We start from the raw sequence: 22054 nt of genomic DNA, 5'->3' as shown, positions 1-22054 counted from the left end.
GTTGTCGGTGGAGAGGACGGTGTGGATCGGGGTGGAGAGATCGGGTGTCTTCATGCGTGGATCCCGCACTCGGTCTTGGTCGTGCCGGCCCAGCGGCCGCTGCGCGGGTCGTCGCCGGGAGCGACGCGACGGGTGCAGGGCCAACAGCCGATCGAGGGGTAGCCGTCGTACACGAGCGGGTTGACCAGCACGCCGTGGTCGGCGATGTACTGCTCGACCTGCTCGTCGGTCCAGCGGGCCATGGGGGAGACCTTGACCTTCTGCTTCTTGGCGTCCCAGCCGACGACCGGTGCGATCACCCGGTTGTGGGTCTCGGCGCGACGCAGGCCGGTGGCCCAGGCGTCGTACTCTCCGAGCGTGTCGGCCAGGGGCTGGACCTTGCGCAGCGCGCAGCAGAGGTCGGGGTCGGTCTTGTAGAGGTCCTTGCCGTACTGCTCGTCCTGCTCGGCGACGGTCAGCGGGGTGCTCACCGTGCGGAGGTTGACCGGCAACGTGGCCTCGACGGCGTCGCGGGTGCCGATGGTCTCGGCGAAGTGGTAGCCGGTGTCGAGGAAGACGACGTCGATGCCCGGCGCGACGGTCGAGGCCAGGTGGGCCAGGACCGCGTCGCCCATCGAGGAGGTGATGCAGAAGCGCTCGCCGAAGGTCGCGACGGCCCACTCGATGATGTTCTCGGCCGGCGCCAGCTCCAGCTCGGCCCCGACGTGCGAGACCAGCTCGCGCAGCTCCTCGGGCGTGCGCCCGGCGGTGTGGGTGCCCTTGAAGTCACGGGCGGCCTGGGTGGAGAGACTCATCGGGCACCTCCTCTGCTGGTGTCGGGACGGGTGAGGCCGAGGTACTTGACGGAGAACGCGCGCAGGCACGACCGGCACTCCCAGCCCTCCTCCAGCGGCCACAGGGTGGTCTCGCCGCAGTAGGGGCAGTGCTGGGTGACCGCGCGCCCGCTCACGAGGCGACGACTTCCCCGCGCAGGTGGACGTCGTCGGCGCGGGCGGCCCAGGTCGCGAACGACTCGCCGTCGGTGCGGTCGGCGAGGTACGCCGTGACGACGCGGGTCACGTAGTCGTCGAGGTCGGCACTGGTCACCTTGTGCGCGCGCAGCTTGCGGCCGAAGTTGGCCTGCAGGCCCAGCGCGCCACCGAGGTGCACCTGGAAGCCCTCCACCTGGTTGCCGTCCTCGTCCATCACCAGCTGGCCCTTGAGGCCGATGTCGGCGACCTGGGTGCGCGCGCAGGCGTTGGGGCAGCCGTTGACGTTGATCGAGATCGGGGTGTCGAGCTCGGGGAAGCGCTTCTCCAGCTCGGTGACGAGCAGGCGGGCGCGCTCCTTGGTGTCGACGATCGCCAGCTTGCAGAACTCGATGCCGGTGCAGGCCATGGTGCTGCGACGCCAGTTGCTGGGACGGGCGGTCAGGCCGATCTTCTCCAGCCCGTCGGCGAAGGCCTCCGTGTCGGCCGCGTCGACGCCGAGGACGACCAGCTTCTGGTACGCCGTGAGGCGCGCGCCCAGCGCGCCGTACTGCTCGACGAGGTCGGCCAGGGCGCTCAGCGTCGTCCCGTCGATGCGGCCCACGACGGGCGCAGCGCCGACGTAGAACTTGCCGTCCTTCTGCTCGTGGATGCCGATGTGGTCGCCCTGCGAGACCGGGGTGGCGGGGGAGGGGCAGTCGACGAGCTCACGCTTGAGGTACTCGGTCTCGAGCACCTCGCGGAACTTCTCCTTGCCCCAGTCGGCGACCAGGAACTTCAGGCGCGCCTTGGAGCGCAGCCGGCGGTAGCCGTAGTCGCGGAAGATCGACACGACGCCCACCCAGGCGTCGACGACTTCGTCGACCGGGATCCAGACGCCGAGCTTCTGGGCGAGCATCGGGTTGGTGGAGAGGCCGCCGCCGACCCAGAGGTCGAAGCCGGGGCCGTGCTCGGGGTGGACGGTGCCGACGAAGGAGATGTCGTTGACCTCGGGCGCCACGTCGTGGCTCGGGTGCCCGGTCAGGGCCGTCTTGAACTTGCGCGGCAGGTTCGAGAACTCCGGGTTGCCGATGGCGTGGGCCTTGATCTCGGCCAGCGCCGAGGAGCCGTCGATGATCTCGTCCTTGGCGATGCCGGCGACCGGGGAGCCGAGGAAGGGACGCGGCGAGTCGCCGCACGCCTCGACGGTGATGAGGCCGACCGACTCGAGGCGGTCCCAGATCGCGGGGACGCTCTCGACCTCGATCCAGTGGTACTGGATGTTGTTGCGGTCGGTGATGTCCGCGGTGTTCCGGGCGTACGTCGTCGACGTCTCGCCGAGGGCCCGCAGCTGCTCGACACCGAGGACCTGGCCGTCGGTGCGCACGCGCATCATGAAGTAGCGGTCGTCGAGCTCCTCCTCCTCGAGCATGGCGGTCTTGCCGCCGTCGAAGCCGGGAGCGCGCTGCGTGTAGAGCCCCATCCAGCGGAAGCGACCGCGCAGGTCGGCCGGGTCGATGGAGTCGAAGCCGCGCTTGGAGTAGATGTTCTCGATGCGCGCGCGGACGTTGAGGGGGTTGTCGTCCTTCTTCGTCTGCTCGTTCTTGTTGAGCGGCTCGGAGTAGCCGAGGGCCCACTGTCCCTCGCCGCGCTTGCGGCGGACGGGCTTGGCGGGGGCTGCCGAGGTGGGGGAGCCGGCGGGAGCGGTCGGGGTGCTGGTCACGGCTGACGTGTCCTTCTGCGCTGAGGGCCGCGCGCGACGGTGAGCGCGGAATGTGCGGGGGGCGGCGAGGTTCAGCGGTGCCAACACATCGAGCTGCACGTGCGCCCGAGGTCGACGTGGCGTCGGACCACGAGGAACTGGGTGGTGGCAGCAAGACTCATGTCAAGGAGTCTCAACTCCCGGACACCCTGCCCACAAGCCGAAATCTCATGATGAGAGACGGTGCGCCACATAGTGAGACGGTGAGCGCGGTTTCAGGCGGCATCGCGCGTCCGATGCGGTCCACGTCACACTCGATCAGGGTCGCGGACAGGCGCGGGCCCGGTGGTGCGCCTGCCTCTAGGCTGTGCCGCATGACGGACTCCCTCATCAGCAGCGCATACACCCAGGCCCTCGAGGTGATCGGGGCCGTCGAGCCGCGGATCGCCGACGCGACCCGCCAGGAGCTGGCCGACCAGCGGGGTTCGCTCAAGCTCATCGCCTCGGAGAACTACGCCTCCCCGGCCGTGCTGCTGACCATGGGCACCTGGTTCTCGGACAAGTACGCCGAGGGCACCGTCGGGCACCGCTTCTACGCCGGCTGCCAGAACGTCGACACGGTCGAGTCGCTGGCGGCCGAGCACGCCCGCGAGCTGTTCGGCGCGCCGTACGCCTATGTGCAGCCGCACTCGGGCATCGACGCCAACCTCGTGGCCTTCTGGTCGATCCTGGCCAACCGGGTGGAGTCGCCCTACCTGCAGAAGATGCAGGCCAAGAACGTCAACGAGCTGACCGAGGCCGACTGGGAGACCCTGCGCGGCGAGCTGGGCAACCAGCGCCTCCTGGGCATGTCCCTCGACGCCGGCGGGCACCTCACCCACGGCTTCCGCCCCAACATCAGCGGCAAGATGTTCCACCAGCAGCAGTACGGCACCGACCCGGAGACCGGCCTGCTCGACTACGACGCGGTTGCCGCGAAGGCCCGCGAGTTCAAGCCGCTGGTGCTCGTCGCCGGCTACTCGGCGTACCCGCGCCGGGTCAACTTCGCCAAGATGCGCGAGATCGCCGACGAGGTCGGCGCCGTGCTGATGGTGGACATGGCGCACTTCGCCGGGCTCGTCGCCGGCAAGGTCTTCACCGGCGAGGAGGACCCCGTCCCCTTCGCCCACATCACGACCACCACGACCCACAAGTCGCTGCGCGGCCCGCGCGGGGGCATGGTGCTGGCCCAGGAGGAGTTCGCGGCCGACGTCGACCGCGGCTGCCCGATGGTGCTCGGCGGTCCGCTCTCGCACGTGATGGCCGCCAAGGCCGTCGCCTTCGCCGAGGCCCGCCAGAGCTCGTTCCAGGCCTACGCCCAGCAGATCGCCGACAACGCCCAGTCGCTCGCCGACGGCTTCCTCAAGCGCGACGCCCGACTCGTCACCGGCGGCACCGACAACCACCTCGTCCTGCTCGACGTGTCCGGCTTCGGCCTCACCGGTCGGCAGGCGGAGTCCGCGCTGCTCGACGCCGGCGTGGTCACCAACCGCAACTCGATCCCGGCCGACCCCAACGGCGCCTGGTACACCTCCGGCATCCGCCTCGGCACCCCCGCGCTCACGACCCGCGGCTTCGGCCATGACGAGTTCGACACAGTCGCCGAGCTCATCGTCGACGTGCTCAGCAACACCGAGGCCGGCACCACGAAGGCAGGTGGCCCCTCGAAGGCCTCGTACGCCCTGGCCGACGGCGTCGCCGACCGCACCAAGGCCGCGAGCGGCGAGCTGCTCGACAAGCACCCGCTCTACCCGGGCCTCGTCCTCGGCTGAGCCCGGGTCACCCAGCGCTCGCGTGGACACGCGGACACAACCCCGCTCATCGACGCGCTTCAGGCGGCATCGAGGGCCCGTGAGGTGAGTTGTGTCCGCGTGTCTACGAGACCGACTGTGCGGGCGATCACCCGTCGCACCCACTCGGGTCGGAACATGACGTCCTCCCACGTGAACCGCAGCACCGTCCACCCGTCGGCCGTCAGCAGCGTGTAGCGGCGCACGTCCTTGCGGAACCCGGCCCGGTCGCCGTGCCACTCGTAGGACTCGGCCTCGACGACCACGCGCAGACGCGCGTCGACGAGGTCGGGTCGGGCCCAGACATGGGCGGAGGAGATGACGACCTGGGGCTGGACCGCGAGGTGGGGCACACTGAGGGCGATCGAGCGCAGCCCCGACTCGAACGGGTTCGTGGCTTCGCGTCTCGCCGCACCGGCGACGGCGCGCACCTGGTCGCTGCCCGGCCCACGGACCTCCTCCACCACTCGCCTGAGCAGCGCACCGTCCCCTGCGCGCAGTGCCGAGTCGGCGACGGCGAGCGCCTCGTCGTGCGGGAGCTGGCGCAGGCACTGGACGAGGGTCAGCAGCTTGCTCGTCGCGATGCCGGCACGGTCGTCGGGCGACAGGTCGCCGCGGTGCACGACGATGCCCTGACGCCGCTCCGGGCTGATCCGGCGCTTGCGGGGGAGCAGGACGTGCGGTTGCTCGGGAGTCCGGAGCACCTCCCACCCGTGGTGCAGGGCGGCGCTGGTGAGGCTGAGGACCCCGTTGACGGCGTGGGCGCGACGAGGCGCGTCAGCGATCTCCGCGAGCGCGTAGCGCCCGTGCGACACCGGGACGAGTGCACCGGTCCGCAACGCCCGGTCGACCTCCGCCCGGGAGCAGGCCCGGACGAGGTCCGCGCGCGTCGCGAGCCCACCGCGACGGCGTACGACCTCGACCACATCCATGGCGCGAGCATGCCGAATCCCGCGACACCGCGACGTACGTCATCCACAGGCTCGTAGACACGCGGACACAACCCCGGTGCACCGCCGGGTTGCACGCGTGAGAGCGGCGCGCCGAGGGAGTTGTGTCCGCGTGTCTACGCCCGGCCCAGCTCAGCCCGTACGACGGTCAGGCGAGCGAGCGGTAGATCTCCAGCGTGCGCTCGGCGATCGCCGGCCAGGAGAAGGCCTCGATGGCGCGGGCGCGCCCGGCCCGGCCACGCTCGGCGGCGCGGGCGGGGTCGCTGACCGCGTCGACGAGGGCGGCGGCGAGGTCGGCGACGTACTGCTCGGGGTCGAGCGGGGTGCCGGTGCCGTCGGTGGCCTGGTCGATCGGCACCAGCCACCCCGTGGACCCATCGACGACGACCTCCGGGATGCCCCCGGTGGCGGTGGCGACGACGGCGGTCTCACAGGCCATCGCCTCGAGGTTGACGATGCCGAGCGGCTCGTAGATCGACGGGCACGCGAAGACCGTCGCCGCGGTCAGCAGCGCGACCACGTCGGGGCGCGGCAGCATCTCGGCGATCCACACGACGCCGGTGCGGGTGGCGGCCAGCTCCTCGACGAGCCCGCGTACCTCGGCCTCGATCTCCGGGGTGTCGGGGGCGCCGGCGCACAGCACGAGCTGGACGTCGGGCGGCAGCTGGGCCGCGGCGCGCAGGAAGAGCGGCAGTCCCTTCTGCCGGGTGATGCGACCGACGAAGATCACGCTCGGCCGGTCGGGGTCGAGGCCCAGCTCGCGCACGCGATCGGGGTTGTGGACCGGGGACCAGTCGGTGGTGTCGATGCCGTTGTGCACCACGTGCACGCGCGCGGGGTCGACGGCGGGATAGCTGCGCAGCACGTCGTCGCGCATCGCGGCACTGACCGCGATGATGCCGGCGGCGCCCTCGTAGGCCGTGCGCTCCACCCAGCTCGACAGCGCGTAGCCGCCGCCGAGCTGCTCGGCCTTCCACGGTCGCATCGGCTCCAGCGAGTGCGCGCTCACCACGTGCGGGATGCCGTGCATGAGGGAGGCGAGGTGGCCGGCCATGTTGGCGTACCACGTGTGCGAGTGCACGAGCGACGCCCCGGCGCAGTCGTCGACCATGGCCAGGTCCACCCCCAGGGTGCGGATCGCGCCGTTGGCCTCCGCCAGCGACGACGGCTCGGCGTACGCCGTGGTGCCGGCCTCGTCGCGCGGTGCGCCGAAGCAGCGCACCCGTGCGTCCACGTCGGGCTGTGCGCGCAGCGCACGCACCAGCTCGGCCACGTGGACGCCGGCGCCGCCGTAGACCTCGGGCGGGTACTCCTTGCTCAGCACGTCGATTCGCATGACCGGGAACTTACTCGTGCCAATGGGTCGACCGCGCCGTCCGCGCGCCACTAGTTTCGGTGCATGAGTGCCGCACCCGCCCGCAAGAAGATCCTCGCCATCGTCCTGGCCGGCGGTGAGGGCAAGCGCCTGATGCCGTTGACGGCCGACCGCGCCAAGCCCGCGGTGCCGTTCGGGGGGATCTACCGGCTCATCGACTTCGCGCTGTCCAACGTCGTCAACTCCGGCTACCTCAAGGTCGTCGTGCTGACCCAGTACAAGTCGCACAGCCTCGACCGGCACGTCACGACGACCTGGCGGATGTCCAACCTGCTGGGCAACTACGTCACGCCGGTGCCCGCGCAGCAGCGGATGGGCAAGCAGTGGTACCTCGGCAGCGCGGACGCGATCTACCAGTCGCTCAACCTGCTCACCGACGAGCAGCCCGACATCGTCGTCGTGGTGGGCGCCGACCACGTCTACCGGATGGACTTCTCCCAGATGGTGGCCGCGCACGTGGAGTCCGGCGCGGGCTGCACCGTCGCCGCGATCCGCCAGCCGATCGAGCTCGCCGACCAGTTCGGCGTCATCGACGTCGACCCCGGCAACCCCCAGCGGATCCGGGCCTTCCTCGAGAAGCCGACCGACCCGATCGGGCTGCCCGACTCCCCGCACGAGGTGCTCGCCAGCATGGGCAACTACGTCTTCACCGCCGACGCGCTGCGTGACGCGGTCATCCGCGACGCCGAGCTCGAGCAGTCCAAGCACGACATGGGCGGCGACATCGTGCCGTGGTTCGTCGACAAGTCCGAGTCAGCCGTCTACGACTACAAGGACAACACGGTCCCGGGCTCGACCGATCGTGACCGCGGCTACTGGCGTGACGTCGGCACGATGCGGTCCTACTACGCGGCCCACATGGACCTCGTCTCGCCCCTGCCCGTCTTCAACCTCTACAACCAGGCCTGGCCGATCTACACCAGCTACGGCCCGCACCCGCCGGCCAAGCTGGTGGAGGGCGCCAGCGGCGCCAAGGTGTCGACGTACAACTCGATCCTCTCGCCCGGCGTCGTGGTCAGTGGCGGCACCGTCAACCAGTCCGTGCTGTCGCCCGCGGTGTGGGTCAAGGACGGCGCCGAGGTCTCCGACTCGGTGCTGATGGACGGCGTGCACGTTGGTGAGGGGGCCGTCGTGCGCAACGCGATCCTCGACAAGGGCGTGGTCGTGCCGCCGGGGGCGCGCATCGGCGTCGACCCCGACGAGGACCGGGCCCGCGGGTTCGTGGTCGACGACGGGCTCACGGTGCTCGCCAAGCAGCAGCAGGTGCCGACCGACTAGCGATCAGTCCAGCGCCGTCCGCCGCGCACGCAGGTGGGCGAGCTCCACGTCGTTGCGGCAGGCGGCGATCGCCTGGTCGTACGCCGCCCGCGCGGCCACCGTGTCGCCGTCGCGCGCCAGGAGCTCGGCGCGCACCGCGGCGACGCGGTGGCTGGACGGGATGTCGACGCCCTCCAGGGCGGCGATCCCCGCCGCCGGGCCGCGCGCCTCGGCGACCGCGACGGCGCGGGCGAGCCGGGCACTCGGGGAGGGCGCGACGGCCAGCAGGGTGTCGTAGAGCGTCAGGATCCGCTCCCAGCGGGTGTCCTCCGGGCGCAGCGCCCGGGCGTGCTCGGCGCCGATCCGCGCCTGCAGCGTGTACGACGCCGCCTGCACGGTGATCGGTCCGGCCAGCGCCGGGTGGCCGAGCAGGGTAAGTGCCTCGGCGATCTCCTCGTGGTGCCAGCGCGAGCGGTCCTGGTCGGGGAGCAGCACCAGGCGACCGTCCGCCACCCGGGCGTCGCGGCGCGAGTGCTGGAGGAGCAGGAGCGCCAGGAGGGCGACGAGCACCGGCTCCTCGGGTCGCAGCGCGAGCACGACCCGCACCAGCCGGATCGCCTCGCCGGAGGTCTCGGCGCGGAGCAGGTCGGGGCCGGTGCCGGGCGCGTAGCCGGCGGTGAACGCGAGGTAGGCGGTGTGGGCGACCGTGTCGAGGCGGTCCGGCAGCACGCTCGCGTCGGGCACGGCGAAGGGGATGCCCGCCCCGACGATGCGCTTCTTGGCGCGGGTGATCCGGGCCGCCATGGTGGCCTCCGGGACCAGGAACAGCCGCGCCACGTCGGGCGTCGGCACCCCCAGCACGAGCCGCAGCGACAGCGCGCACGCGGCCTCGGGGGACAGGGCCGGGTGCGCGCACATCAGCACCAGCCGCAGCAGGTCGTCCTCGACGACCGATCCGGGGTCGGCCATGGTGCGCACTCCCTCTCCCCGCCGCTCCGCCTCGGTGGCGAGCAGCGGGTGCTTGCGCCGCGCGACCTCCTCGGTGCGCAGCCGGTCCAGGAGACGGCGGCGGGCCGTGGTGAGGAGCCAGCCGGTCGGGTTGTCGGGGGCGCCGTCGCGGGGCCAGGTGCGGCTGGCCGCCTCCACCGCGTCGCCGAGCGCGTCCTCGACGAGGTCGAGGCGGCGGAACTGCGCGAGGAGCAGGGCCACGAGGCGACCCCACTCCTCGCGCACGGTGACCTCGAGGACGTCCACGGTCAGGAGGCGACGTCGACCACGGGGGAGACCTGCATGTCGTAGGCAGGCAGGATCCCCAGCAGCTCGACGAGCACGTCGAGGTCGGGTGCCTCGACGAGGTAGAACCCGCCCATGCCCTCGATCACCTCGGCGTACGGGCCGTCGGTCAGCTGCAGCCGCGCGCCGCGGGTGCGCAGGGTCGTCGCGTCGCCCGGCCCCGAGAGTGCCTCGCCCGCCAGCAGCTCGACGCCCTCCCGCGCGGCACACGCCGCGTCGAAGGCCCCGAAGAGCTCCATCGCCGAGGCCTGCTCCTCCGGCGTCTGCTGGTCCCAGGGCTTCACCTCGCCGTCGCCGATGAGGAGCACGAGGTACTTCACGACGCACGCTCCTCGTCGGAGACGCAGCGGCGGACCTCCACGGCGTCCCCGGTGGCCGCGAGGATCTTGCAGCACTCCATGAGGTCGTCGAGGTCGTCGGTGTCCACCGTGTAGAGGCCGCCCACCTGCTCGGCGGTCTCCGCCCAGGGTCCCTCGGTGACGGTCGCGGCGTTCGGGGCGATGGAGCGGGCCTCCGACGCCCGGTGCAGCTCGGCGCCGCCGGTGATGCGGTGGCCGCGTCGCTCCAGCTCGGCGGAGAAGTGGCCGTGCGCGGCGTACCCCTCCCGTCGCTGCTCCTCGGTGAGCTCGGTCCACCAGCGTTCGGCGTCCCCCATCAGCAGCACGACGTACTCGGTCATCTCGATCTCCTCTACTCGGCCATGCGGCGGAACTCGATGTGCTCACCGCGGGCGGCGAAGCGCTCGCACGCTGCGCGCAGGTCAGCCTCGTCGTCGGTCTCGACGAGGTAGAAGCCGACGACCTGCTCGGCGGTCTCCGAGAACGGTCCGTCCGTGACGAGGGCACCGCCGTCGCCGTCGGGGCGCATCGCGACGGCCTGCGCCGACGGCTCCAGCGGTCCGACGGTGAGGATCGTGTGGCCCCCGGCGCCCAGCTCCTCGTGGAACTGCACGTGCGAACGGTGTCCCTTCTCGTGCTCGGACTCCGGCAGCGAGGCCCACTCGGCCTCCGGGGCCGGGAGCAGGATCAGGTATCGGCTCATCTGGTTCCCTCCTGGGTGGTGGGCCGCGGGTGCGACCTCATCACGATGACGGTCGGGTGCGACGGGTTTCGACATCGTCGCGGATCTTTCTCCGGGGTGCCGGTCCTCGACGTGCGAGGCGGTGGGCACCAAGATGGCGGCATGTCACCCGCAGATGCAGCATCCCGCGCCGGACAGCTCGCCGAGGCACGCGACCTGGTCGACGTCGCCCACCTGGTCACCGCCTACTACACGGGCGTCCCGGACCCCGGTGACGTGGACCAGCAGGTCGCGTTCGGCACGAGCGGGCACCGTGGCTCGAGCCTCAAGACCTCGTTCAACGCCACCCACATCGCGGCGACGACGCAGGCGATCTGCGACTACCGCCGTGCGCAGGGCTACGACGGGCCGCTCTTCATCGGCCGTGACACGCACGCCCTGTCCGAGCCCGCGTGGGCGACGGCGCTCGAGGTGCTGGCCGCCAACGACGTCACCGTGCTGGTCGACGACCGCGACGGCTACACGCCGACCCCGGCGGTCTCGCACGCGATCATCCGGGCCAACGGCGGGCGCTCCACCGGCCCCGGCCTCGCCGACGGCATCGTCGTCACCCCGTCGCACAACCCGCCCGCCGACGGCGGCTTCAAGTACAACCCCCCGCACGGCGGTCCCGCCGACACCGACGCGACGAGCGTCATCGCCGCGCGGGCCAACGAGCTGATCGCGGCCGGGATGGGCGACGTACGACGCATCCCGTTCACGCGCGCCCGGGCCCACGCCTCGTCGTACGACTTCCTCGGCACGTACGTCGACGACCTGCCGTCCGTGCTCGACCTCGACGCCGTCCGCGAGGCGGGCGTCCGCATCGGCGCCGACCCGCTCGGCGGCGCGAGCGTGCACTACTGGGGCGAGATCGCGGACCGGCACGGGCTCGACCTCACCGTGGTCAACCCGCTGGTCGACCCGACGTGGCGCTTCATGACCCTCGACTGGGACGAGAAGATCCGGATGGACTGCTCGAGCCCGTCCGCGATGGCCTCGTTGATCAGGCGCAAGGACGAGTACGACATCGCCACCGGCAACGACGCGGACGCCGACCGGCACGGCATCGTCACCCCCGATGCGGGGTTGATGAACCCCAACCACTTCCTCGCCGTCGCCATCGGCTACCTCTTCGGCGGCGCCCGCCCCGACTGGCCGGACAGCGCCCGGATCGGCAAGACGCTGGTCTCGAGCTCGATGATCGACCGGGTCGCCGCGTCGATCGGCAAGCCGCTGGTGGAGGTCCCGGTGGGCTTCAAGTGGTTCGTGCCCGGGCTGATCGACGGCTCGTTCGGCTTCGGCGGCGAGGAGTCGGCGGGCGCGTCGTTCCTGCGCCGCGACGGCTCGACCTGGACCACCGACAAGGACGGCCTGCTGCTCTGCCTGCTCGGCAGCGAGATCCTCGGCCGCACCGGCCGGACCCCGAGCCAGCACTACGCCGACCTCGTCGCCGAGCACGGCGACCCAGCGTACGCCCGGGTGGACGCCCCGGCCGACCGCGCCCAGAAGGCCAAGCTCGCGGCCCTCTCGCCCGACGACGTCTCGGCGACGTCGCTGGCGGGGGAGGAGATCACCGGCAAGCTCACCGAGGCGCCGGGCAACGGCGCGAAGATCGGCGGGCTCAAGGTGACGACCGAGTCGGCGTGGTTCGCGGCCAGGCCGAGCGGCACCGAGGACGTCTACAAGATCTACGCAGAGTCGTTCCGCGGCCCCGAGCACCTGGCCCAGGTGCAGGCCGAGGCCCGCGACGTGGTGTCGGCCGCGCTGGGGTGAGGCGTCAGCGGCGGGTGGCGTCGATCTCGAGCCGGACGTAGTCGATGACCGGCTCGGCCATCGCCTCCCGCACCGCACGCACGAAGGGCCGGTGCTCCTCGGCGGGCAGCGCCTGCAGGTGCGAGCCGAGGTTGACCGTCGCGAGGTAGGTCTCCATCAGCTCGGGGTCCTCGAGCCGCAGCGGGTCGGGCCGCAGCCGCACGTCCTCGACGTCGAAGCCCGCGCCCTCCAGGGACGCGCGCGTCTCGTCCACGCCCTTGAACGACGTGCCGAACTTGCCGTCGCCGGTCACCTCGACGAGGGCCGCGGTCATCACCGCGAGCTGCCCCTGCCCGCCGCAGTCCGACGTGAGCCGGGCGCCCGGGCGCATCACCCCCGCGAGGTGGGCGAAGAGCAGGTCGTGGTCGGTGATCCAGTGGAAGGCGGCCACACTCATCACCGCGTCGACGGGATCGGTGAGGGGCAGCGGCTCGGTCAGGTCGGCGACGTGCAGCTCGGCCCGGTCGCCGAGTCGGGTGCGGGCCTGCTCGATCATCTGCGCGGACCCGTCGATGCCGACGAGGTCGACCCCCGGCCAGCGCTCGAGCAGCGCGGCGCCGTCACGACCGGTGCCGCACCCGGCGTCCAGCACCCGCTCGTCACCCGTGAGTCGCATCCGGTCGAGGACCCGCTGGCCCCAGGCCACGTGGGGGAGCGGCAGCGAGTCGTACGTCGACGCGTCCCACTCGCGGGTGGCCATCAGGCCACCACCGGGGTCGTGCGCTCGACGATCGCGGCGAGGTCGGCGCCCGCGAGGGTGCCGAACGTCCCGTTGTACGACGCCCCGAGCCGGCTGGAGCAGAACGCATCGGCGACCTCGGATGGCCCGAAGCGGACGAGCAGCGACCCCTGCAGGCAGGCGGCCATCTGCCCGGCGAGGCGGCGGGCGGACACCTCGAGCGAGGTGACGTCGCCGAGCAGCGTGAGCGTGTCGTCGACCGCGCGGTCGAGGTGCGGGTCCTCACCGCGGGCGGCGCCGACCTCGGTGATCCATGCCTCCAGCGTCTCGGGCTCGCGGGAAAGCGCGCGCAGCACGTCGAGCGCGTTGACGTTGCCCGAGCCCTCCCACACGGAGTTGAGCGGGGACTCGCGGAAGAGCAGCGGCATGCCGGACTCCTCGACGTACCCGTTGCCGCCGAGGCACTCGAGGGCCTCGGCGACCATGGACGGCGTCCGCTTGCACACCCAGAACTTGGCCAGCGGCAGCGCGATCCGTCGTAGCGCGGCCTCGTGGGCGTCCCCGGGCCGGTCGACGGCCGCCGCGAGCCGCAGGCCGAGCGCGGTGGCGGCCTCGGACTCCACCGCGAGGTCCGCCACGACGTTCTGCATCAGCGGCTTGTCGACGAGCCGCCCGCCGAAGGCCGAGCGGTGGGTGACGTGCCACGACGCCTCGGCGAGCGCCCGGCGCATCAGCGACGCGGAGCCGAGGACGCAGTCGAGACGGGTGGCGGCGACCATCTCGATGATGGTGCGCACGCCGCGGCCCTCGTCGCCGAGCCGCTGGGCCAGGGTGCCGTCGAGCTCGAGCTCGGAGGAGGCGTTGGAGCGGTTGCCGAGCTTGTCCTTGAGGCGGACGACGTCGATCCGGTTGCGGGTGCCGTCGTCGAGGACCCGCGGCACCACGAAGCAGGTCACACCCCCCTCGGCCTGGGCGAGCACGAGGAAGACGTCGTTCATCGGGGCGGAGGTGAACCACTTGTGGCCGTGCAGCGTGTACCAGCCGTCGTCCCCGGTCGGGCGGGCCTGCGTCACGTTGGCCCGGACGTCCGAGCCGCCCTGCTTCTCGGTCATGCCCATGCCGGCGAGCGCGCCGAGCTTGGAGGTGTGGGCCCGCACCCCGGGGTCGTAGCGCAGCGACGCCAGCAGCGGCGTCCACTCCTTGGCGATCGCGTCGTCGGCCCGCAGCGCCGGGACGGCGGCGTACGTCATCGAGACGGGGCAGCCGTGGCCGGGCTCGGCCTGCGACCAGGCGAGGAAGCCGGCCGCGCGGCGTACGTGCGCGTGCGGCTCGTAGGAGGTCCAGGGGGCGGCCGCGAGGCCGTGGCCGACGGCCCGCTCCATGAGCCAGTGCCACGACGGGTGGAAGGCGACCTCGTCGATCCGGGTGCCGTAGCGGTCGTAGGGGACCAGCTCGGGGTGGTGGCGGTTGGCGAGCATCCCGTGCTCGCGAGCGTCGGCCGTCCCGGCCTCCGCACCCAGCGGCACCAGGCCGTCGAGGACGTCGGCGGAGGCGTGCCGGAGCACCCCCTCGCTGAGCGCGAGGTCGGAGGTGACGACGTTGTGACCGACGAGTGGCGGGGCCTGGTTGGTGGCGTCCCGGAGATGGGCCTGCATGGTGGATACCGTAGGCCCCATGGTCACGGTGGGGCAGCAGCATCCGGCGCTGCGCACCCTTCGTGCGAGGGGTGTGACGGTGCGCGAGCACCTGTGGCGGATCACCGTCGCGACGGTGGGATCGTGCATGCGCTACCGGGTGACCGGCCTGGCCGCCGAGGCGGCCTTCTTCGCGATCCTCTCGGTGCCGCCGCTGGTCTTCGCGATGGCCGGCGCGATCGGCTACGTGTCCGACCGCTTCACCGCGGCCCAGCTCGACGACGTGCGGCAGGCGGTCCTCGACCTCTCCTCCCAGGCCCTCACCGAGCGGGCCGTCGACACCATCATCCGGCCGACCATCGACACGGTGCTCCAGGGCGGTCGGTACGACGTGATCTCCGTCGGCTTCGTGCTCGCCCTGTGGTCGGGGTCGCGTGCCCTCAACGTCTTCGTCGACACCATCACGATCATGCACGGGCTCGGCGGGCACCGGGGGATCGTGAAGACCCGCGCCCTGTCGTTCGTCCTCTACGTCCTGGCGATGCTCACCGGGGTGGTCAGCATCCCGCTGGTGGTGGCCGGCCCGAGCCTGGTGGGGCGGTGGCTGCCCCAGCGCTTCGAGTTCCTGATGGGCTTCTACTGGCCGCTGGTGCTGCTCCTGTGCGTCTGCTTCCTCGCCACGCTCTACCACGTGTCCGTGCCGGTGCGGACCAACTGGGCGTTCAACCTCCCGGGCGCGGTCTTCTCCCTGGTGGCGTGGGTGGGCGGCTCGTTCGTGCTGCGCTGGGTCCTCACGGTCACGGCCGCGGAGTCCCGGTCGATCTACGGACCGCTCGCCGCCCCCATCGCGGTGCTGCTCTGGCTCTACCTCCTGGCCATCGCCGTGCTCATCGGGGCCGCGGTCAACGCGGCCTTCGACACGGTCTTCCCGCAGGGCACCACGACGCGGGCCCGCCACGAGCTCGTGCAGCGCCTTCGCAGCCGCATCACCGTGAAAGACTCCTGAGCGTGCCGGACCTCCCCCCACGCGACACCAGCTCGTTGAGCAAGACCATGGTCGCCCTTCCCGACCCGGCACGGTCCCCGTGGTGGGAGCTCGGGCGGCGGCTGCTCCTGGCGCTGGCGATCCTGGTCGGCACCGTCCTGCTGGTCTACTTCGACCGCGAGGGCTACCGCGACGGCAACGACCCCGCGACCGACTACGCGGTGGGCTTCACGGACTCGATCTACTACACGACCGTCACGCTGAGCACCACCGGCTACGGCGACATCGCGCCGGTGACCACCCAGGCCCGCATGGTCAACGCATTCATCATCACCCCGCTCCGCATCGCCTTCCTGGTGCTGCTGATCGGGACCACCCTGGAGGTCCTTGCCTCCCAGGGCCGCGAGATGTTCCGGGTCGCCCGGTGGAGGAAGAGCATGGGAGAGCAGGAGCACGTCGTCGTCGTCGGCTACGGCACCAAGGGCCGCAGCGCGGTCGACACCCTGGTCAACAACGGCCAGAACCGCGAGGCCATCGTCATCGTCGACCCGAGCGCCCTGGCCCTCGAGGAGGCCCACGCCGACGGGCTGGCCGTCGTCACCGGCGACGCCACCCGGCGCGAGGTGCTCCGGCGGGCCGGGGTGCAGACCGCCACCCAGGTCATCATCACCACCGACCGCGACGACTCCAACGTGCTCGCGACCCTGACCGTGCGCCAGCTCAACCCCGACGCGTGGATCGTGGCGGCGGTGCGCGAGCAGGAGAACGTCTCGCTGATGAAGCAGTCTGGAGCCAACTCGGTCATCACGTCCTCCGACGCCGTCGGGCGCCTGCTCGGCCTGTCGTCGATGTCGCCGATGCTCGGCTCGGTGATGGAGGACCTCCTCACGTACGGCGAGGGGCTCGAGGTCGCCGAGCGCGACCTGCTGGTCAACGAGGTCGGCAAGCAGCCGCAGTCGCTGCCCGACCAGGTCATCGCGGTGATCCGCGACGAGAAGGTCTACCGCTACTTCGACCCGGTCGTCACCCTGCTGGCCCGCGGCGACCGGCTGATCGTCGTACGACCCGCGAAGGAGCTGCCGTGGGCCCCGCGTCCCGGCACCCACGGCGAGGAGGCGGCGGACGAGGACTGATCCTCATGTCCGCCGGGGGCGCACGGTGAGCGACTGGGCGATCGTGCCGACGGGTCCTGCCTCGTCGTGGAGCACGGTGCTGGTCAGCCCGTGGCCCGAGGGTCCGAAGGACACCGTGGTGTCGAATCCCAGCCACCCCGCCGCGGGCGCCCGGAAGAGGTGCGCGGTGAGGTCCAGGTTGGGGAACGCCACCTCGGCCGGGTCGGCCCGCACGGTCATCCCGTTGGCGATGTCGAGCAGGCCCGCCGCCCGGGCCGTGACGCTGACCGGCTCGTCGACGAGCGGCACGTCCGTGGTCACCCAGTAGGACCCCCGCCCGGGTGCCTGCTGGTCGCGACGTACGTCGACCGACGCGATGAAACCGCCCGGCCACACCGACGTGGGGTCCCACGGCTCGACCTCCTCGGGCCCGGGGATCCGGGGGAGGTCCGTGCCGTCGATCGCTGCGGTGTCGCCCGCGCCGAGCAGCCACGCACGTAGCACGACACCGGGCCGGCCCGCGTGCGACAGCACGGCCTCGACCAGCTCGATGGTGCGACCCGGCCGGCGGACGTGCACCTCGACGGTCACCTCGTCCATCGGCAGGGTGCCGAGGATGTCGTACGACAGCCGGGTCAGCACGAGGCCGTCGTCGCGACGCCGGTCCCGGTCGGCCTCGACGAGGTGCGCCATCAGGCCCAGGGCCGGGGCGACGTGCTGCTCGTCGACGTCCCACGCCCCACCCACGTGCCGGGTCGGTGTCCAGCCGGTCTCGCCGGTGCGCTCGAAGTAGGCCACCGTCCCCATCCTCGCAGGGACGCACGTCACCCCGGGACGGCCCCTCGGGGTGGTGGGCGAGCCGGGTGCGCGTCGCTAGCGTGGGGAGACCCCGACGACAGGAACCGACCCATGGCGGAGAACACCCGAATCGTGCACGCGACCCCCGAGCAGGTCTGGGAGGTGCTGAGCGACGGCTGGCTCTACCCGGTGTGGGTGGTGGGTGCCTCGCGGATGCGCGAGGTCGACGACGACTGGCCGGCCGTCGGCAGCAAGCTCCACCACTCGGTGGGTCTGTGGCCGCTGCTCATCGACGACAACACCGAGGTCACGGCGACGGTGCCGGGCCACTCGATCACCCTGCGGGCCCGGGCCTGGCCGGTCGGGGAGGCGGAGGTGGACATCCGGCTGGTGCCGATGGGTGCCGAGACCGAGGTGCGCATCACCGAGGACGCCGTCTCGGGACCGGGAGTCCTGGCACCGCCGCCGGTGCGGGGCGTCACGCTCAAGTGGCGCAACACCGAGACGCTGCGCCGGCTCGCCTACCTCGCCGAACGGCGCCGATGAGCCCCCGTGTCGTCCTGGTGACCGGTGCCTCCAGCGGCATCGGCGAGGCCACCGCCCGGCTGTCCGCCCGCCGGGGCGACCACCTGGTGCTGCTGGCCCGCGGGCGTGAGGCCCTGGAGCGTGTCGCCGCCGACTGCGACGCGCTCGGGGCCGCCACGACGATGGTGACCCCCGCCGACGTCTCCGACGACGACGACGTACGCCGCGCGGTCGCCGCCGCGGTCGAGCGGCACGGCCGGCTCGACGTCGTCGTGGGCGACGCGGGCGTCGTCGCCTACGGCCGCATCCAGGACGTCCCCGTCGAGGTCTTCGACGCCGTCCTGGCCACCAACCTGCACGGCTCGGTCAACCTGGTCCGGCACGTGCTCCCCGTCCTGCGCCGGCAGGGGGAGGGGAGCCTCGTCCTCGTCGGCTCCCTCATCGGGCACATCGCGGTGCCCGACATGGCGGCGTACGTCGTCTCCAAGTGGGGCCTGCGCGGGCTCGTGCGCCAGCTCCGTGTCGACAACCGCGACCGGCCCGCGCTGCGCTTCGGCTACGTCGCGCCCGGGGGTGTCGACACGCCCATCTACGAGCAGGCCGCGACGTACGGCGACTCCGTCGGGCGCCCGCCGTTCCCCGTCCAGACGCCCGAGCGGGTGGCGGCGCGGGTCCTCGCGACCGCGGCCCATCCGTGGCGCGGTGGCCAGTCGAACGCCGCCAACCACGTGATCCGGTTCGGCTTCCGGGTCCTCCCGCCGGTCTACGACCGCCTGGTCGGTCCGCTGTTCACGCTGGCCGCCCAGGACCTCGAGCGCGAGGTCGTGCTCGGGCCGGGCAACGTCCTGGAGTCACGGCAGGAGCGCAACGCGCTCCGCGGCACCCACGGCAACGCCCTGGCGGGCATCGCCCGCAACGTCGCGGAGCTGCGCCGCCGACGCAGGGTGCTCGTCCGATGACGGGGACGACGTACGACGCGGTGGTCGTGGGCGCCGGGCCCAACGGCCTCGTCGCGGCCAACCGGCTGCTCGACGCCGGCTGGTCGGTGCTCCTGCTCGAGGCCCAGCCCGACGTCGGCGGCGCCGTGCGCAGCGACCGCGACCTGCACCCGGACTTCGTGCACGACACGTTCAGCGCCTTCTACCCCCTGGCCGCCTCGTCCCCGACGATCCGGTCCTTCGACCTCGAGGACCACGGCCTGTCGTGGCGGCACGCGCCCTCCGTGCTCGGTCACCCGTTCCCGGACGGCAGCTGGGCGGTCCTGCACCACGACCGCGAGGCGACCGCCGCCGGTCTCGAGGCCCACTGCGCCGGGGACGGCGAGGCCTGGCTCGATCTGTGCGCCCAGTGGGACCGGGTGGGTCCGCACCTCATCGGTGCCCTGCTCACACCGTTCCCTCCCGTCCGCCACGGCGTCGGCGTGCTGGCCGCCCTGCGGCACGTCGGGGGGCTGGGCTTCGTCAAGACGCTGCTCACGCCCGTGTCCGAGCTCGGGCGGCAGCGCTTCGGGGGAGAGGCGGCCCGGGTGCTCCTCGCCGGCAACGCCGCCCACGCGGACATCCCGCTCGATGCCCCCGGCTCCTCGCTGCTGGGGATGCTGCTCGCCATGATGGGCCAGACGGTCGGCTTCCCGGTCCCGGAGGGCGGTGCCGGCGAGCTCACCCAGGCCCTGGCACGTCGCTTCCGAGCTCGCGGGGGCGAGATCCGGACCGGCGCCGAGGTCACCCGCATCGACGTGGAGCGGGGACGGGCCACGGGCGTCCGGACCGCCGACGGTGAGCGGTACGCCGCACGTCGCGCGGTCGTGGCCGACGTGCTGGCCCCGACGCTCTACACCCGGTTGCTCGACGCCGCGGAGGTGCCCGACCGCGTCACCCGGGCCCTGCGGACCTTCGAGCTCGACCCGGGGACCGTCAAGGTCGACTGGGCGCTCGACGGCGGCGTCCCGTGGACCGGCGCGCCCGACCTGGCCCCCGGGACCGTCCACGTCGCCGACTCGGTCGCCGACATGTCGCAGGCGATGAGCCAGGTCCAGTCCGGTGCCGTGCCGGCGGCTCCCTTCATGCTCACCGGCCAGATGACGACGTCCGATCCCAGCCGCTCGCCGGCGGGCACCGAGTCGTTCTGGGCCTACGCCCACGTGCCCCAGCGCGCGTCCTCGGACGCCGGGGACGGCGGTGTCCGGGGCACGTGGGACCGCGACGACTGCGAGAGGTTCGCCGACCGGATGCAGGCCCGGCTCGAGAGGGCCGCCCCCGGGTTCGGCGACCGGGTGCTGGCCCGCCGGGTGCTCGGACCGCACGAGATGGAGGCCCGCGACGCCAACCTGGTCGGAGGCGCCCTCAACGGCGGCACGGCCCAGCTGCACCAGCAGCTGGTGTTCCGGCCGGTCCCGGGCCTCGGACGCGCCGAGACCCCGGTCCGTGGCCTCTACCTCGGGTCGGCGTCGGCGCACCCGGGCGGCGGCGTGCACGGGGCCTGCGGCGACAACGCGGCACGGGCCGCTATCGCCCGGGACCGCGTGGAGCGGGTCATCCCGGGTCGCGGTCGGGGGCTCCTGGGTCGCTGAGCGGTCAGCGCTCGAGCGCGGGTCCTGGCGCGAGCCGGACCGGGCCGCGCGCGGACTGCGGGTCGTCGACGCGCTTCCCGCCCTGCTGGACCTCCACGACGTCCTGCTCGTGCAGCTCGCGGGCCACGTCGCGGGCCACGGGCATGACGTCGCGCCACTGCTCGCCGCCCACCACCCGGGCGGCGTCGCTGGGGCAGATGGTGCTCGTCTCCCGGTGCCTCAGCAGCGCCCGCACGGTCGCGGCGAGACGGTCGCGCTGCCCCTCGGCGGAGGGGTCCTCCCACCACGGCTCGCCGCGCTCCCCGAGGGCCACCTTGGCGTCGTGCACGAACGGGCGGGCGGCGTCACCCCGGCTGCCCACGAGGCGGCGGGCCCGCATGAGCTCCTTGACCAGCTCGGCTCGCAGCGGCTCCGGGATGGAGGTGTCGGTGGCACGCCAGCGGCGACCGTCGACGACGATGTGGTGGCCGTCCGGGGTCCGCTCGACGTCGTCACCGCTCATGTCGACACCCTAGGCGCCGCCCGTGCACCGGACCCCGGTGACGTGACGGTGGACCACGTCGGAGGGGAATCTCGGGGGAGGGACTCCCCGCCGACGCGGCAACGACGACGCTACTCCGCGGGCAGGGTGGTTGTCTGCGGCGCGCGTGAGCCTCGCCAAATCAGGTGACCACCGGTCTGGACGGCGTGCCGGGGCGCCGCACGCTGTCCGCGGGTGGCTCGGGACAAGACGAAGCCACCCGTCGGCGCGCGTCCTGCGCGGCCTGCCGACGGGTGGCCCAGCGTGACCCAGCGAATCCCCCCGGATCCAGCCGGCCACAAGCTCGTTCCTCAGGTTAGGTGCGTGGCGCATGCCGCGTAAACCGCCCGTTCGGACTAGCGCATCGCCTCGTCCACGGGCGCCCACCTGCGCCCGTTGCGACCGCGCCCTCCGGCGGAGCACCATGGGCAGATGACGCAGCCCGCACCCGAGCAGGACGACCAGGAGGCGTGGCGCGACCTCCAGGACGTGCTCGAGGAACGCGACGCCGAGTGGTGGGACGGTGAGCAGGGCCCGGGCGACGACGAGGCGGACTGACGACCTGTCGCGGGACGACAGAACCGCCCACGGCTGATGAGGACCGTGGGCGGTTCCGTGCGGACGCCCAATGCAGCAACTAGGGAGCTGCCGCGAACGACGCCGCCCCTCGACCCTAGGAGCGGGAACACCTCGCGTCAGGGCCCCAGATGGGGTAACTCCCACGCCGCGGTGCCCGACCGGCGAAGTGGCGTCATGGTCAAGGGCGGCCGGCGTCTCATGGGTCGTCGGGGACGTGGGGACGTCCTCGACGGACACAACAGCCGCCCACGGCTCTCATCGGCCGTGGGCGGTTCTGTGTCGAAGCTCGGGGAGAGCGACACAGCCCCCGACCGCGGATTCGCGGGCCAGGGGCTGTTCGTCGATCTGGTGGGCGATACTGGGATTGAACCAGTGACCTCTTCCGTGTCAGGGAAGCGCGCTACCGCTGCGCCAATCGCCCAGGTC

Annotated in this window: 22 protein-coding genes and 1 tRNA gene; 9 read left to right on the top strand and 14 right to left on the bottom strand. The window is 72.4% G+C overall.

Going from position 1 to position 22054, the window contains the following annotated elements:
• Positions 1-50: 50 nt before the first annotated feature.
• From DAE25_RS08910 to DAE25_RS08900, 3 genes are read right to left on the bottom strand one after another with little or no spacing between them, the layout of a single operon-like run.
• Complete coding sequence (locus DAE25_RS08910; protein WP_107765821.1) at positions 51-794, bottom strand: phosphoadenylyl-sulfate reductase; 744 nt, start codon at positions 792-794, stop codon at positions 51-53.
• The gene (locus DAE25_RS08905; protein ID WP_107765820.1) at positions 791-949 is read right to left on the bottom strand and encodes an Insertion element protein; all 159 of its coding nucleotides are present in this window, start codon (positions 947-949) and stop codon (positions 791-793) included. The genes DAE25_RS08910 and DAE25_RS08905 overlap by 4 nt, the downstream gene beginning before the upstream one ends.
• Complete coding sequence (locus DAE25_RS08900; protein WP_107765819.1) at positions 946-2670, bottom strand: nitrite/sulfite reductase; 1725 nt, start codon at positions 2668-2670, stop codon at positions 946-948. Before DAE25_RS08900 ends, DAE25_RS08905 begins: the two co-directional genes overlap by 4 nt.
• A gap of 353 nt (positions 2671-3023) precedes the next feature.
• Here DAE25_RS08900 and DAE25_RS08895 point away from each other — a divergent pair, with 353 nt between their 5' ends.
• Positions 3024-4460, top strand: coding sequence for a glycine hydroxymethyltransferase (locus tag DAE25_RS08895; RefSeq protein WP_107765818.1), 1437 nt, complete (start codon positions 3024-3026; stop codon positions 4458-4460).
• A gap of 59 nt (positions 4461-4519) precedes the next feature.
• Here the strand turns inward: DAE25_RS08895 and DAE25_RS08890 are convergent, their stop codons facing one another.
• Together DAE25_RS08890 and glgA are read right to left on the bottom strand one after the other, a co-directional pair.
• Entirely contained in the window at positions 4520-5410 is an 891-nt protein-coding gene (locus tag DAE25_RS08890) for a DUF559 domain-containing protein (RefSeq protein ID WP_107765817.1), read from the bottom strand.
• A gap of 166 nt (positions 5411-5576) precedes the next feature.
• Complete coding sequence (glgA, locus tag DAE25_RS08885; RefSeq protein ID WP_107765816.1) at positions 5577-6764, bottom strand: glycogen synthase; 1188 nt, start codon at positions 6762-6764, stop codon at positions 5577-5579.
• A 63-nt stretch (positions 6765-6827) separates the two neighbouring features.
• Here glgA and glgC point away from each other — a divergent pair, with 63 nt between their 5' ends.
• On the top strand, positions 6828-8081 hold the full coding sequence (gene glgC, locus DAE25_RS08880; RefSeq protein ID WP_107765815.1) for a glucose-1-phosphate adenylyltransferase: 1254 nt from the start codon (positions 6828-6830) through the stop codon (positions 8079-8081).
• A gap of 3 nt (positions 8082-8084) precedes the next feature.
• Here glgC and DAE25_RS08875 read toward each other — a convergent pair whose 3' ends face one another.
• From DAE25_RS08875 to DAE25_RS08860, 4 genes are read right to left on the bottom strand one after another with little or no spacing between them, the layout of a single operon-like run.
• Complete coding sequence (locus DAE25_RS08875; RefSeq protein WP_107765814.1) at positions 8085-9314, bottom strand: RNA polymerase sigma factor; 1230 nt, start codon at positions 9312-9314, stop codon at positions 8085-8087.
• A gap of 2 nt (positions 9315-9316) precedes the next feature.
• Entirely contained in the window at positions 9317-9673 is a 357-nt protein-coding gene (locus tag DAE25_RS08870; RefSeq protein WP_107765813.1) for a YciI family protein, read from the bottom strand.
• Positions 9670-10032, bottom strand: coding sequence for a YciI family protein (locus DAE25_RS08865; protein WP_107765812.1), 363 nt, complete (start codon positions 10030-10032; stop codon positions 9670-9672). The genes DAE25_RS08870 and DAE25_RS08865 overlap by 4 nt, the downstream gene beginning before the upstream one ends.
• 11 nt (positions 10033-10043) lie before the next feature.
• Complete coding sequence (locus DAE25_RS08860) at positions 10044-10394, bottom strand: YciI family protein (RefSeq protein WP_107765811.1); 351 nt, start codon at positions 10392-10394, stop codon at positions 10044-10046.
• 141 nt (positions 10395-10535) lie between these two features.
• Here DAE25_RS08860 and pgm point away from each other — a divergent pair, with 141 nt between their 5' ends.
• The gene (pgm, locus tag DAE25_RS08855) at positions 10536-12188 is read left to right on the top strand and encodes a phosphoglucomutase (alpha-D-glucose-1,6-bisphosphate-dependent) (protein ID WP_107765810.1); all 1653 of its coding nucleotides are present in this window, start codon (positions 10536-10538) and stop codon (positions 12186-12188) included.
• Between the two features lie 4 nt (positions 12189-12192).
• Here the strand turns inward: pgm and DAE25_RS08850 are convergent, their stop codons facing one another.
• Both DAE25_RS08850 and DAE25_RS08845 read right to left on the bottom strand, forming a co-directional pair.
• Positions 12193-12927 (bottom strand): class I SAM-dependent methyltransferase, encoded by a 735-nt coding sequence (locus DAE25_RS08850; RefSeq protein WP_107765809.1) that lies wholly within the window; start codon positions 12925-12927, stop codon positions 12193-12195.
• Positions 12927-14561 carry an acyl-CoA dehydrogenase family protein gene (locus tag DAE25_RS08845; protein WP_107765808.1) on the bottom strand — a complete coding sequence of 545 codons (1635 nt, stop codon included), beginning with the start codon at positions 14559-14561 and terminating at the stop codon, positions 12927-12929. The genes DAE25_RS08850 and DAE25_RS08845 overlap by 1 nt, the downstream gene beginning before the upstream one ends.
• Before the next feature lie 19 nt (positions 14562-14580).
• Between DAE25_RS08845 and DAE25_RS08840 the strand changes: the two genes are divergently transcribed.
• Together DAE25_RS08840 and DAE25_RS08835 are read left to right on the top strand one after the other, a co-directional pair.
• Positions 14581-15546: a YihY/virulence factor BrkB family protein gene (locus DAE25_RS08840; RefSeq protein ID WP_234410935.1), complete on the top strand. Its 966-nt coding sequence runs from the start codon at positions 14581-14583 to the stop codon at positions 15544-15546.
• Positions 15547-15548: 2 nt separating this feature from the next.
• A complete protein-coding gene (locus tag DAE25_RS08835) occupies positions 15549-16658 on the top strand; it encodes a potassium channel family protein (RefSeq protein ID WP_407669343.1) in 1110 nt (369 codons plus the stop codon).
• 3 nt (positions 16659-16661) lie between these two features.
• Here the strand turns inward: DAE25_RS08835 and DAE25_RS08830 are convergent, their stop codons facing one another.
• A complete protein-coding gene (locus DAE25_RS08830; protein WP_107765806.1) occupies positions 16662-17435 on the bottom strand; it encodes a thioesterase family protein in 774 nt (257 codons plus the stop codon).
• A gap of 111 nt (positions 17436-17546) precedes the next feature.
• On the opposite strand from DAE25_RS08830, the gene DAE25_RS08825 reads away from it, so the two are divergent.
• The 3 genes from DAE25_RS08825 to DAE25_RS08815 are packed head-to-tail and all read left to right on the top strand — an operon-like array spanning position 17547 to position 20529.
• Positions 17547-17981, top strand: coding sequence for an SRPBCC family protein (locus tag DAE25_RS08825; RefSeq protein WP_107765805.1), 435 nt, complete (start codon positions 17547-17549; stop codon positions 17979-17981).
• A complete protein-coding gene (locus tag DAE25_RS08820) occupies positions 17978-18919 on the top strand; it encodes an SDR family NAD(P)-dependent oxidoreductase (protein WP_107765804.1) in 942 nt (313 codons plus the stop codon). The genes DAE25_RS08825 and DAE25_RS08820 overlap by 4 nt, the downstream gene beginning before the upstream one ends.
• Positions 18916-20529: a phytoene desaturase family protein gene (locus DAE25_RS08815; protein ID WP_107765803.1), complete on the top strand. Its 1614-nt coding sequence runs from the start codon at positions 18916-18918 to the stop codon at positions 20527-20529. Before DAE25_RS08820 ends, DAE25_RS08815 begins: the two co-directional genes overlap by 4 nt.
• Positions 20530-20533: 4 nt before the next feature.
• Here DAE25_RS08815 and DAE25_RS08810 read toward each other — a convergent pair whose 3' ends face one another.
• The gene (locus DAE25_RS08810) at positions 20534-21031 is read right to left on the bottom strand and encodes a DUF3253 domain-containing protein (protein WP_107765802.1); all 498 of its coding nucleotides are present in this window, start codon (positions 21029-21031) and stop codon (positions 20534-20536) included.
• Positions 21032-21481: 450 nt separating this feature from the next.
• Here DAE25_RS08810 and DAE25_RS24110 point away from each other — a divergent pair, with 450 nt between their 5' ends.
• Positions 21482-21607 (top strand): hypothetical protein, encoded by a 126-nt coding sequence (locus DAE25_RS24110; protein WP_267895249.1) that lies wholly within the window; start codon positions 21482-21484, stop codon positions 21605-21607.
• A 367-nt stretch (positions 21608-21974) separates the two neighbouring features.
• Here the strand turns inward: DAE25_RS24110 and DAE25_RS08805 are convergent.
• Positions 21975-22049: transfer RNA gene (locus DAE25_RS08805), tRNA-Val, on the bottom strand.
• Positions 22050-22054: the final 5 nt, after the last annotated feature.

It is taken from the genome of Nocardioides terrigena, assembly GCF_003047265.1.
Lineage (GTDB): Bacteria > Actinomycetota > Actinomycetes > Propionibacteriales > Nocardioidaceae > Nocardioides > Nocardioides terrigena.
Note: the sequence above shows the minus strand (reverse complement) of the source record. Positions and strands in the feature narration are given on the sequence as shown.